This window comes from Pseudobdellovibrio sp. HCB154, from assembly GCF_046267985.1.
Taxonomy (GTDB): Bacteria; Bdellovibrionota; Bdellovibrionia; order Bdellovibrionales; family Bdellovibrionaceae; genus Pseudobdellovibrio.
The window spans coordinates 283,361-294,507 of the sequence record NZ_CP176530.1; the positions used below are offsets into that span (position 1 = coordinate 283,361).

At 42.0% G+C, this 11,147-nt stretch carries 12 protein-coding genes; 3 read left to right on the forward strand and 9 right to left on the reverse strand.

Annotated elements, in window-relative coordinates; translation table 11 throughout:
• Nucleotides 1-111 precede the first annotated feature (111 nt).
• Nucleotides 112-1,284: a fibronectin type III domain-containing protein gene (locus ACKWCF_RS01510; protein WP_409478924.1), complete on the reverse strand. Its 1,173-nt coding sequence runs from the start codon at nucleotides 1,282-1,284 to the stop codon at nucleotides 112-114.
• Between the two features lie 2 nt (nucleotides 1,285-1,286).
• Nucleotides 1,287-2,450 (reverse strand): fibronectin type III domain-containing protein, encoded by a 1,164-nt coding sequence (locus tag ACKWCF_RS01515; RefSeq protein ID WP_409478925.1) that lies wholly within the window; start codon nucleotides 2,448-2,450, stop codon nucleotides 1,287-1,289.
• Nucleotides 2,451-2,584: 134 nt separating this feature from the next.
• Here ACKWCF_RS01515 and ACKWCF_RS01520 point away from each other — a divergent pair, with 134 nt between their 5' ends.
• Nucleotides 2,585-3,331, forward strand: coding sequence for a type 1 glutamine amidotransferase (locus tag ACKWCF_RS01520; RefSeq protein WP_409478926.1), 747 nt, complete (start codon nucleotides 2,585-2,587; stop codon nucleotides 3,329-3,331).
• Here the strand turns inward: ACKWCF_RS01520 and ACKWCF_RS01525 are convergent.
• Genes ACKWCF_RS01525 through ACKWCF_RS01540 form a run of 4 tightly spaced genes read right to left on the reverse strand, consistent with a single transcriptional unit; the run spans nucleotide 3,323 to nucleotide 7,393 of the window.
• Nucleotides 3,323-3,991, reverse strand: coding sequence for an SDR family NAD(P)-dependent oxidoreductase (locus ACKWCF_RS01525; RefSeq protein WP_409478927.1), 669 nt, complete (start codon nucleotides 3,989-3,991; stop codon nucleotides 3,323-3,325). The genes ACKWCF_RS01520 and ACKWCF_RS01525 overlap by 9 nt on opposite strands.
• 18 nt (nucleotides 3,992-4,009) lie before the next feature.
• Complete coding sequence (locus tag ACKWCF_RS01530; protein WP_409478928.1) at nucleotides 4,010-5,182, reverse strand: zinc-dependent alcohol dehydrogenase; 1,173 nt, start codon at nucleotides 5,180-5,182, stop codon at nucleotides 4,010-4,012.
• A gap of 13 nt (nucleotides 5,183-5,195) precedes the next feature.
• Nucleotides 5,196-5,777 carry an SRPBCC family protein gene (locus ACKWCF_RS01535; protein WP_409478929.1) on the reverse strand — a complete coding sequence of 194 codons (582 nt, stop codon included), beginning with the start codon at nucleotides 5,775-5,777 and terminating at the stop codon, nucleotides 5,196-5,198.
• A 14-nt stretch (nucleotides 5,778-5,791) separates the two neighbouring features.
• Nucleotides 5,792-7,393 (reverse strand): FAD-dependent oxidoreductase, encoded by a 1,602-nt coding sequence (locus tag ACKWCF_RS01540; RefSeq protein WP_409478930.1) that lies wholly within the window; start codon nucleotides 7,391-7,393, stop codon nucleotides 5,792-5,794.
• 135 nt (nucleotides 7,394-7,528) lie between these two features.
• On the opposite strand from ACKWCF_RS01540, the gene ACKWCF_RS01545 reads away from it, so the two are divergent.
• The gene (locus tag ACKWCF_RS01545; RefSeq protein WP_409478931.1) at nucleotides 7,529-8,038 is read left to right on the forward strand and encodes a pyridoxamine 5'-phosphate oxidase family protein; all 510 of its coding nucleotides are present in this window, start codon (nucleotides 7,529-7,531) and stop codon (nucleotides 8,036-8,038) included.
• Nucleotides 8,039-8,045: 7 nt separating this feature from the next.
• Here the strand turns inward: ACKWCF_RS01545 and ACKWCF_RS01550 are convergent, their stop codons facing one another.
• From ACKWCF_RS01550 to ACKWCF_RS01560, 3 genes are all read right to left on the reverse strand, one after another.
• A complete protein-coding gene (locus ACKWCF_RS01550) occupies nucleotides 8,046-8,309 on the reverse strand; it encodes a hypothetical protein (RefSeq protein WP_409478932.1) in 264 nt (87 codons plus the stop codon).
• Between the two features lie 12 nt (nucleotides 8,310-8,321).
• Nucleotides 8,322-8,873 carry a superoxide dismutase family protein gene (locus ACKWCF_RS01555; protein WP_409478933.1) on the reverse strand — a complete coding sequence of 184 codons (552 nt, stop codon included), beginning with the start codon at nucleotides 8,871-8,873 and terminating at the stop codon, nucleotides 8,322-8,324.
• A 390-nt stretch (nucleotides 8,874-9,263) separates the two neighbouring features.
• Complete coding sequence (locus ACKWCF_RS01560; protein ID WP_409478934.1) at nucleotides 9,264-9,458, reverse strand: hypothetical protein; 195 nt, start codon at nucleotides 9,456-9,458, stop codon at nucleotides 9,264-9,266.
• Nucleotides 9,459-9,703: 245 nt separating this feature from the next.
• On the opposite strand from ACKWCF_RS01560, the gene ACKWCF_RS01565 reads away from it, so the two are divergent.
• Nucleotides 9,704-11,107, forward strand: a complete 1,404-nt coding sequence (locus ACKWCF_RS01565) for a sigma-54-dependent transcriptional regulator (protein WP_409478935.1) — start codon at nucleotides 9,704-9,706, stop codon at nucleotides 11,105-11,107.
• Nucleotides 11,108-11,147: the final 40 nt, after the last annotated feature.

Consider the following 11,147-nt stretch of genomic DNA (forward strand, 5'->3'; position numbering starts at 1 on the left):
AAAAAAAGCCCTTCATTTTATCTCCGTAAAAGACCACTTCTTATCGGCCAAGCCGATGAATTTACTTAGGAAAAACCAGGTAAATAGGTGATTTTTACGGGCTAAACTAGACTAACGTAGGGTTCGAAAGGCCCTTTCATCGCTGATTGCATTCTGCCCTCCTGGCGTAGTCGAGATAGCTTTGATGCTATAAAGCGTATTAGGTGATAAACCGGTAATTGTTAACGTATGAGTCTGGACTAAAGCCGGGTTAACAGCGGTTGTACCTGAAGCCATAGTGGCTGTGTTTTTCCAATAACCTTGGCTTGTTGAAGCAATATTTGTTGTCCAACTCAAAGTGATACTGTCACGTTGCACATTCAGTAAGGTAAAAGACAAAATAGCTAAAGGTTGTTCTGCGGGAACACACGGATTTTCACTTTGATCTGGAAAATAATAATTCGCGTTTTCTAAAACTTTCCAGTTGCGTGCAAGCAGTTCATAGAACGGTGTTTTTGGCTCAACCGGATCTTTTGTGGAATCAAAAAATAAACTATTACCTTGCTGGCCACATAACGGATCAACAACAGTGTTACTTACGCCATCAGGCCATGGGCGCCACATGTTGACGAGTGAAATGTGATAACGAGGGCCTTGGTAATAATCAATCACCACTGGAATTTTTGTATTATGGTCTAAGTAAATAGCTTCAGTGGCACAGGCCATTTTTGTAGAGTGGGTTCCATCATTATTAACGATTGTTTTCCAGCCGCCAGCACCATCTGGAATTTTCACAACCGCACCATCATCAGCTAATGTGGCTAACTGGTAGTACCCGGCCGGTTCATCGGGACTTAACTGTAATTGTGATTCCATATGCAAACCAAAATACTCATAGAGAGTGGTTCCGGAAGCGTTGGTGACTAAAGAACCCGCTTGTGTGTAAAACCCACGGTCAAATGGACGCGTCGGAATAAATAAACGATCCAGATAAATATTGGCCTCAGCCACATGAGCATTATTTAAAAAATCGGCTAGGTTGTTATAGCGAGGTTGATCGTCAGTTAAATAAAATAAGTTACCGACAAGACCACGATCTCGCGCTTGTGGTGAATTGGTTTTAAAAGGATCACACACTGTGCGTTCAGGATCTGCCGATGGTGATTGCGGAGGCGTTGTATCAGGTTCAGTAACAACTGTGCTTCCGCTTTCAGTTCCGGTGCCTGCTTCAGTCAAACAGCCGCTGACAGCGAACGCTGTCGAAACTAGAAAGCTTAATAAAAAAAGCTTGGTTAAAAACTTCATAATTATCTTAACGTTTTAAAGACTCTTTCGTCTGAAGTAGTTGATTGTCCTCCAGGTGTCGTAGAAATAGCTTTGATACTGTATAAAGTATTCGGTGATAATCCTGTAATTGTAAGCGAGTGGGCCGTTACAAGATTGCCATTAACTTCCGTGGTTCCCGTCGCATTTGAACTGACATTTTTCCAGAAGCCTTGGCTCGTTGAAGGAATATTTGTTGTCCAACTTAAAGTAATGCGGTCACGTTGTACATTCAGTAAAGTGAACGACAGAATTGAAAGAGGGGCTTCTGTAGGGGCGCAAGGATTTTCAGTTTGTTCAGGAAACTGATAGTTTTGATTTTCTAAAACTTTCCAGCCGGCTAATAGCGTTTCGTAAAATTGTTTTTTTGGTTCAACCGGATTTACATCAAAGTTAAAAAATAAACCATTACCTTGACGGCCACAGTAAGAGTCATGATCAGCCACTTGATCAGGATCTGAAGGCCATGGGCGCCACATCGTAATTAAAGAGATGTGGGCTCCATTGCCTTGGTAATAATCCATTACCATCGGAAGTTTCGTATTGTGATCTAAATAAACGGGTTCAGTTGCACACGCTAATTGAGTTGGGTGTGGGCCATCGTTATTGACGATAGTTTTAAAACCACCTTGGCCATCAGCAACTTTTAACACGGCTCCATCATTAGACATCACCGCCAATTGGTAATATCCAGGCTCTTCATTAGCTGCCAGTTGTAAGTTTGAATGCATACGCACACCAAAATATTTATAAATTGAAGTGCCATCAACGCTCAAGATCGGATTACCGTCATTCATGTAAAATGGGCGATCACTAGGGCGTGTAGGTACAAAAAGACGGTCTAAATAAAGAGTCGCATTAGCTAGCTGACCGTGATTCATATAATCTTCAGTCGCTTCATACCTTGGCTGTTCAGGAGTTAAATACAGAAGCTGGCCCACTAAGCCATTTTCGCGAGATTGCGTTGAATTAGTTTGAAAAGGGTCGCAAACGGCACGTGTAATTTTATTTAATTCAGGATTTGCATCGTGATCAGAGACAACTGTACTTCCACTTTCAGTTCCGCTTCCTGTCTCTAAACAGCCGGAAATAAAAAATGTAGAAATAGATAACATTAAAATAACTAATACACCGCTAAACGTCCGCATGACAAAATTTTAACAAATACTGTAGAACTTGTGTGGAAAAATACACGGCTTTCTCAAGCTGATTCAGGCCAGTGTTTCATTCTAAGAAATCAAGACTTAACAATGCGTTTTTTTCGACTACAATAGAAGTCATCATGAGAAAAGTTCTTGTCTTTCAACATGTCGCTAACGAAATTCTCGGAACGCTAAATCCCGCATTGAAACAACAGGGCTTGCGTATTCGCTATGTGAATTTTGAGCGTGACCCAAATGCCACTCCGTCCATTGATAAATATAACGGTCTTATTGTGCTTGGCGGATATATGGGTGTGTACGAAGCCGATCAATACACACATATTAAAACTGAAATGAAGCTGATTGAAGAAGCTTTAAAAAAAGATGTGCCTGTTTTAGGAATCTGTTTAGGCGCGCAAATTTTAGCCCATGTGCTTGGTTCAGAAGTTCGTAAAGCTTCTGAAAAAGAAATGGGCTGGTACGATATTGAACTGACTACGGCCGGAGAACATGCGCCGTTACTTTCGCATTTTAAAAAGACAGAAAAAGTATTTCAGATGCACGGAGATACCTTCGACATTCCAAAATCTTGCGAACACTTAGCCCAATCAAAGATTTGTCCGGCCCAGGCGTTTAGTTATGGGCGTAAAGCGTATGGGTTACAATTTCACTTAGAGGTTGATGAAGCGATGATTTCACGTTGGCTTAATAATCCACGTAACCAACAAGATATTGAATCCAGCGGCGGCAAAGTTTCAGCAGAACAAATGAAAGCAGACACCGCAAAGTATTTGCAAAATTCTTTGAATTTAAGCCAACAGACATTTCAAAAATTCATTGATCTTTTTGAAATGAAAGAAAGACCAATCATTTTAAAATCAAAGTAGATGTTCTTCGACGTAACGTCTTTCAGACATGATGGCTTTAAAAGTTTTTAAAGCGGCCGCTTCTGCATCCTGAGGGTCAGAACTTTCGGTAAAGCTTTCGACAGTAATACCCTGATCTTTCAGTTCTGCTTGTAAATTTTCGGCAAAAGTTTTTACAAATGCTTTTGAAGCCTCATACACAGAGTGATAATTCGTGTATTCTTTTTCTGGATGGCCTGTCGTAAATAACAAGCGCCCATGATGTTCTTTTTTCATCTCTTGCACTACATGTTTAGCTAAATGCACCACTGAGGTGATATTCACCAGAATCGAATTTAATTCTTCTTCCATCGGAATTTCGCCGAAGCCACCTGAGGTAATCACATGCGCATTAAAAACGACGGTGTCTATCGGGCGGTGAATACTTTGAATTTTTTGAATTAACCCATCAACGCCTTTAAAAGCGCCTAAATTAGTCTGAATATGCTCAACGATTCCACCGAAAGCGCGAAATGCTTCAGCGGCTTCAACGATAGCCGGATTATAATCGGTGACAATTAAATCAAAGTTATTCTTAGCAAAGGCTTGAGCCAGTTCATATCCAAATCCACTGGCTGCACCAGTAATAACAGCTAGGGGGCGAGAATCTGAAATCGAGTTAATAGGATTTTTTTGTGCCATAAATTCTCCTTAAATTTATTAGTGCATGTTGATCACAACTTTGATGCACTCATTTTTTTGATCGTTAAAGAGTTGGTAAGCCTGTGGGGCTTTATCCAAATCTATGCGCTGGGTAATTACAAACGAAGGATCAAGCTGATCTTCCAAAACTTTTTGCAGTAAAGGTTTCATATATTTTTGTGTATGCGTTTGGCCCATTTTAAAAGTTAATCCTTTTCCGTAGGCCGCACCGAAAGGCATCTTATCTAAAAAGCCACCGTACATTGCAGGAATAGAAACGGTTCCCCCTTTTTTGCAAGCTTGAATGGCTTGGCGTAAAGCATCGGGTCTGTCAGTGGCTAAGCCCACCGCCATTTTTGCACGATCAAGTGTGGCCGTAATGGTGTGACCATGAGCTTCCATACCGACAGCGTCGATGCAAGAATCAGGACCACGTCCTCCAGTTAAATAATTTATTTCGTCTAAAACATTGTCACTATTTTCAAAATTAATCGTGTGTGCGCCAGATTTTTCAGCCATCTCTAAACGTTTTTCATAATGATCAATAGCGATCACTCGTTCGGCTCCAAGTAGGTAAGCGCTGCGAATCGCCATTTGCGCGACTGACCCAGCTCCCCATATAGCGACAGTATCGCCGGGTTTAATATTGCAGTTTTCTGCAGCCATGTAACCGGTCGGAAGAATATCACTTAAAAATAATACTTTTTCGTCCGGCACATCTTTTGGAATAACTAATGAGTTCGTATCAATAAATGGAACACGTAAAAATTCAGCTTGGCCTCCGGCATAGCCGCCGTACATATGTGAATAACCGAACAGGGCAGACCCTGAATGGCCGTAAAGCCGGTCAGCCATCACGGAATTTGGATTTGTGTTATCGCAAGAAGCATACTCTTGTTCTTTGCAGAAATGACAGCTGCCGCAGGCGATGTTAAAGGGAATAACAACGGTATCGCCCACTTTCACTTTCGTGACAAGAGCGCCCACCGCCATGACTTCGCCCATGGTTTCATGACCCAAGATATCGCCTTTTTCCATAGTAGGAATTGCGCCGTTATAAATGTGTAAGTCAGATCCGCTGATCGAAGCATGAGTTACTTTGATAATAGCGTCGTGGCGATTAATAATACTGGGTTCTTTAACGTTACGAATTCCAACTTCATGTTTTCCAAACCAGCAAAGCGCTTTCATACGTATATCCTTTTTAGTGTTTCATTTCAGGGGCGAGATCTTCATCACGGCCACTGGGTTGACCTTTTGTGGTCGGTACTTCGCCAGTTTCTAAGTACGCTTTTAAGCGGCTTAAATTAGTGAGTAATATTGAATCCGGATCTTCACCGACAAGTTGTGTAGCGAGTTTTCCCACGCGCCCGGCGGGGATAGAGTAAGCCATATGAAGCCGAACAATTGTTCCTAAATTGCGAGGTGCTTTTGAAAACCAAATCGAACCTGCTTGTTGTACTTCGGTTTTTCCCACGGTTTTCCACGAAATCATTTCAGCATATTTTTCTTCAGTGATTTCGGCATCCCATTCAACTTTAGGTCCATGTTCAAGCTGCACTACCCAGTGAGAGATTGTTTCAGAGCGCACTGTTAATGCGACAAGATCTTTCATAAAGTATGGAAGATTGCTGAAGTTACGAAAGAACGTGTAAATTTCAGCCGGAGATCTATCAATGATGATTGAACGGTGGATTCTTTCTTCATCGTGAAGTTTGTGCGCCATTTTAGCTTGAGCTGAGGATATTTTCGCTGAAGTTGTTTGAACCGGTGTAGTTTGCGCCATGGCGGTTTCTCCTTTTAGATAATGGGCACGTCAGTTATACGGGGATACTGCTTTTCGAGAGGAATAAAATCAGGTTCGACAAATTCAGAACTATCAAGAGGTTTTAAATCTTGCAGCGCTGGCCCTTCTAACACTTTTCCATAACAATCAAAACGTGAACCATGGCAAGGGCAGTCCCAAGATTTTTCAGCGTTATTCCACGAAACAACACCACCTAAATGGGGGCATGCCGCTGACATGTAATGGGCGACGCCGGCTTGATTTTTATAAACCGCCACCATCGCCATGCCATCGCGAAATATGCGGCCTTCATTTAAACGCAAATCTTCGATATCGGGTTTTGGACTAAATGACAGCCATTTACCATATTGGCCCGCTACATTTAAATTTTCACGCACGTAATTGGCCGTTGATAGAAGACTGATGCGTGAAGGATTGTATAAATCTTCCCAAGGGTTTTCACGTTGGGCAATTTGATCGGTCACGATCATGGCACCAATTGTACTATGAGTAATGCCGTTACCGGCGTCTCCGGTAATTACAAACACATTGTCGCGATCAAGCGGGTTGTGGCCTAAAAAGCCGATACCATCGACCGGTTCCATCACTTGCCCTGACCAGCGATAAGCCAAATCAACAATCGTCGGAAAACGTGAGCGCGCCCAGTCTTCTAAACGTTGATGGCAGTTTTCGGGATGAGCTTCTTGTCCGGTTTTATGATCTTCACCACCGACAATGAGTAGGTCGTATTTATCATTGTAACTTTCGGTGCGAATGTAATGATAAGGATCATCGGTGTCCCAATAAAGCCCTTTAGCTACACTGTCTTTGATAATATGAAAACCAATCGCATATGTACGGTAAGGCGCTTGTTTGGTGTGAATCGCAAAAACATCATTGACGGGAGTATTTGTCGCCACCACGAGCGATGAGCAGGTAACTATCGCACCACTTTGTGTTTTGACAGCGGCAAAATCGCGGTTGTGAAATTCAACAGCGGGTGAATGAGTAAAAATTTTTCCATCACCATCCACAATGCATTTTGCAAGACCCGCGATATATTTTAGCGGGTGAAGTTGCAATTGGCGTGGAAACGATAAGCAGGGGCCAGTTTTAAATTGGGTAAGAGGCGCATTGTCTAACATTTTTGCGTAGATAAGTCCTGCGCGGCGAGCGGCCGTGTGCTCGCGCATTAATGTATCAGGTTCAGCGTTGTCGCCTTGAAATAAATAACCAGAAAGTCTTTCTAAGTGGCAGTCGATTTTTTCTTTATTTACAATTTGTTCGATACGATCAAGTGCCGCTGTATGGCTCTGGGCAATCAGCCGCGTGCCTTCTTCGCTATGATACATTTCTAAATCGAAATAGCGTGTTCCTAAAACTGCCGACGCATGGGCTGTAGTACGGCCGGTTTGTCCGCTGCCAAGCTCAAAAGCCTCTAAGACGCAAACAGACTTTCCTTCTTTCATCAGCAAATAAGCCGTGGTCAATCCGGCAATACCACCTCCAACCACACAAACATCGACGTTGATATTATTTTTTAACGGGTCAAAAGTGGGCATATCGTGCGTATCTAACCATGCAGAAAGGCTTTCGCCGGGATGTAACTGATTCATAAAATTCCTTTTTTATTCGTTAACGTCTGTTGGCAAATATAAGCAAAACTTGTTCCTTTTAGCTGTGGGGAATTTTGTCTGGGAATATATTTTGCAAAATAAAGAACGGACAAAAATTTTAGCGAAGGGATTTTTATGAAAAATGAAATGAAAAAATCGATGACTGAAGACTTACGTGTGATCAGCGACATTATCGAAAGTGCAGGGATTTGTATGTTAACAACCCACAATCATGCCGGAGGGCTTTGTAGCCGGCCGATGTACACGCAAGAGGCTGATGAAAACGGAAATCTTTGGTTTTTTACATCATCTAATTCGCATTTAGTTTCAGAGATTCGCAGCAATCATCAGGTGCAATTAACTTATGCTTCAGGAAAAGAAAAATTCGTTTCAGCTTCAGGTAACGCTTACGAAGTTTTTGACCGCGCTCGCATGATTAAATTATGGACGCCGATGATGAAAGCGTGGTTTCCACAAGGCATTGAAACAGCAGATTTAGTTTTGCTTCGTGTAGAATTGCAAGATGTTGAATATTGGGAAACACCAAGTTCGCCAGTTATTAAAGTAGCTGGATTTTTTAAATCTATGGTGAGTGATAAGCCTTATACACCAGGCCATCACGAGAAAGTGAATTTACATCACTAAGACCTTATTAGGAAATGTGATTTACTTTTTCGTCGATCGGACGATCAATCATGAAATGCCCTTGCGCCTTGGCGCAATGGGCACAGCAAAAAAAATCCCCTTCGGCCTCAACACCATGACCAATAATCAGGGTGTTGCAGTGAGAGCAATGGGGAGCAAGTTTAGATATCGCACACTCGAAACAATCAAACACGTGAGATTCGCCATTCATTAAAACGGTAAAAGTTTTATCGTATTGGTTTCCACATTTTTCACATGTTGGCATTTCCATATGTGCTCCTCTTTATTTTACTGTGGTTTTAATAACCCCACAGGCAATTCTTGGCGCAGATTTTTGAGTTTTATCATCAGGCCCGCCGTGCACGATGATAGCGCGATTGATAATACTGTAAGTACCGCTAGCGCTTTCGCTAATTGATAAATGAGACACAGTGAATTCGCCTTCAGCCGTTCCTGCTTTATTGCTGCTCACCATCGGTAGATCGCCCGCATATAAATCCGGAAAATCTAAAGATGTGCCATGGCCTTCGTGACCTGGCATTTTGGCGTAATGTGGACCCGCTGATTTACCATCCACAGATGAGCAATCTGGTTTTTCATGAATGTGAAAACCAAATTTTTTGTTACGGGCCAGGTTTTTGATTTTGTATTTTACATTCACGCCTTTGGCGGTCTGAAAAAAATCAATTTGTCCTGAGACTTGTGATCCGTTTTTGGGTTGTAGTTCTGCGGTAACTTTTTCGCCTAGAGTTGTTTTATCTGTGACGCTTTCAGCGCCTGCAGAAGTTAAAGCGATACTTGTTAGAATGATAAAAGGTAGTGTTTTTGTTTTCATTGCGTATCTCCACGAGGCTTCGCCTCGATTAAATCGTACAATAAAAAAAGGCCAGATACTAGACATCTCGTATTTGGCCCTTTCATGGTTATTATGAGTATCAGTCATATTAGTCATGATTGTCTCTGCGAGGCTTCAACACCATTCTTTCGCCGAAGCGAAGTAATGAATTTCCGCCCTCCATGTCACATTGACAAATTTATCTATTGCAGAGCTGGTGCCATTCTCAGATCGAAAGTAATCGGCAGGATCAGAAATTGCGGGGTGCGAAAAAAGAAAACGCCCCGGGTGTTGGGGCGTAAATTATTTGTTAGCTTGTTTGTTATCACGCGAAATCAGAGATAGCTAAGTTAACCTTAGCTATCTCTGAAACTGCAGTGAATTCTAAAGTTAGGCTGGGGCGATCGTTAATCTGCGGCGCAGATTTCGTTCTTTCAGCTTATTAAAAAAGTTAATGTCGCCTGATAAAAGTTTACGTGCATTTTCGACGAGAGGATTGCGCGCATGAGCTGTCGAGCGTTTACTTTTCGCTTTGCTCGCAGATTTCGAACGACGTTTTAAAAGACTTTGTGCAACTTTTTTCATAGGCTCTCCTTGAGTTGATACGTGAGTGAATCACATTTTTACAGAGAGCAAACGCGAGGCCATTGCGATTTCGCAAAACTTTGCAGAGGCCTCTGGCAGAATCTGTAGATATCAAAAAATCTTAACTGAAAATCGCTTAAATAATAGGATGTTTAAAAATAATCGGGGAATTTCTCTACTTTTTGCTTGGGGAAAAAAAGTACCTATGCTAGATCACCCCGTAAATAAGAGGGGATTTAGTACGAATGAAAAAAGCAAAGATCTTAATGATTGATGATGATAAGGATATTCAAGAACTTATCTCGAGTTTCTTCCGAGTCCGTAACTACGATGTTGTCTGCTATGACGACGCCCAATCGGCTCTCGAAGATATCAGCAGTGTCAAAGTTAAAGCTGACGTGATTATCACCGACCTCATGTTACCAGGGTTATCGGGGATTGAATTCACCCAGCGCCTAAAAGTTTTAGGTAATGAGATTCCGATTATTCTAATTACCGCAAATAAGAAAGTAGAAACTGCGGTTGAAGCGATTGCCGCCGGCGCCTATGACTTTGTGGTTAAACCTCTGCACTTTCCACAGTTGTTAGTTTCTGTAGAACGTGCGCTTTATTTAACGCGTGTTGAAGAAGAAAATTCGACACTTAAAACTGTGGTGCAACTTCAAGAAGGTCATAACAGTATTGAAGGCATTATCGGTAAAAGCGCCGGAATTAAAAACGCGCTCGAGTTAGCCCGCCGTGTTTCTCAATCGAACGCCAACATTCTTATCACTGGAGAAAGCGGAACAGGTAAAGAAGTGATCGCTAAAGCGATTCATAGCATGGGTTCACGTAAAAAAGCGCCGTTTGTAGCGATCAACTGTTCGGCGATTCCAGAAAATCTTTTAGAGTCTGAATTATTCGGTCACTCAAAAGGGGCCTTCACAGGGGCGGCTGACAAAAAAGTGGGTCTTTTTGAAGAAGCTGAAGGCGGAACATTATTCTTAGATGAGATCGGTGATTTAACATTACCACTTCAAGCAAAAATTTTGCGTGTACTTCAAGAAAAGAAAATCAAACGTATCGGCGAAAACCAATACCGTGCGGTGAATGTTCGTATCTTGTCGGCAACTCACAAGAACTTACGCCAAGAAATTGCCAATAAAAATTTTCGTGAAGACTTATTCTTTCGTTTAAATGTGATTCCAATCTGGATTCCACCTTTACGCGAACGTAAAGAAGATATTTTACCGTTATCAGAGTTCTTTTTACGTAAGTATTCGGCTCTAAATAACACAAAAGTAAAACAGTTCGGTAAAGAGGCTCATGATTATTTAATGAACCACGCTTGGCCGGGCAATGTGCGTGAATTAGAAAACACCATCGAGCGTGCGATCGTGTTATCTAATTCGAATATCATCCGTTTTGAAGATGTTTGTACGGCCGATAACCGCACAGGCGGCGAACAAAAAGAAGAAGCAGGTGTTCGCTTTCCGGTGTTTGGCAGCAATAATGTGATGACTGTTGAGCAATTGGTGAACAAATACGTGCAACACGTTTTAGACCTTAATAACGGGGCTAAAGAAAAGACAGCGCGTGATTTACAAATCGACCGTAAAACGCTTTACCGCCGCCTACGTGAGATCGAAAGACAACAGGTCGAGCACTGAGTAGGGCTCTGATACATTCGTTAAATACAAAGGCCCTTAA

What these genes read in the sequence shown, in the direction of transcription:
- ACKWCF_RS01510 (WP_409478924.1), bottom strand. Translation starts at nt 1,284, where the DNA reads ATGAAGTTTTTAACCAAGCTTTTTTTATTAAGCTTTCTAGTTTCGACA.
- ACKWCF_RS01515 (WP_409478925.1), bottom strand. Translation starts at nt 2,450, where the DNA reads ATGCGGACGTTTAGCGGTGTATTAGTTATTTTAATGTTATCTATTTCT.
- ACKWCF_RS01520 (WP_409478926.1), top strand. Translation starts at nt 2,585, where the DNA reads ATGAGAAAAGTTCTTGTCTTTCAACATGTCGCTAACGAAATTCTCGGA.
- ACKWCF_RS01525 (WP_409478927.1), bottom strand. Translation starts at nt 3,991, where the DNA reads ATGGCACAAAAAAATCCTATTAACTCGATTTCAGATTCTCGCCCCCTA.
- ACKWCF_RS01530 (WP_409478928.1), bottom strand. Translation starts at nt 5,182, where the DNA reads ATGAAAGCGCTTTGCTGGTTTGGAAAACATGAAGTTGGAATTCGTAAC.
- ACKWCF_RS01535 (WP_409478929.1), bottom strand. Translation starts at nt 5,777, where the DNA reads ATGGCGCAAACTACACCGGTTCAAACAACTTCAGCGAAAATATCCTCA.
- ACKWCF_RS01540 (WP_409478930.1), bottom strand. Translation starts at nt 7,393, where the DNA reads ATGAATCAGTTACATCCCGGCGAAAGCCTTTCTGCATGGTTAGATACG.
- ACKWCF_RS01545 (WP_409478931.1), top strand. Translation starts at nt 7,529, where the DNA reads ATGAAAAATGAAATGAAAAAATCGATGACTGAAGACTTACGTGTGATC.
- ACKWCF_RS01550 (WP_409478932.1), bottom strand. Translation starts at nt 8,309, where the DNA reads ATGGAAATGCCAACATGTGAAAAATGTGGAAACCAATACGATAAAACT.
- ACKWCF_RS01555 (WP_409478933.1), bottom strand. Translation starts at nt 8,873, where the DNA reads ATGAAAACAAAAACACTACCTTTTATCATTCTAACAAGTATCGCTTTA.
- ACKWCF_RS01560 (WP_409478934.1), bottom strand. Translation starts at nt 9,458, where the DNA reads ATGAAAAAAGTTGCACAAAGTCTTTTAAAACGTCGTTCGAAATCTGCG.
- ACKWCF_RS01565 (WP_409478935.1), top strand. Translation starts at nt 9,704, where the DNA reads ATGAAAAAAGCAAAGATCTTAATGATTGATGATGATAAGGATATTCAA.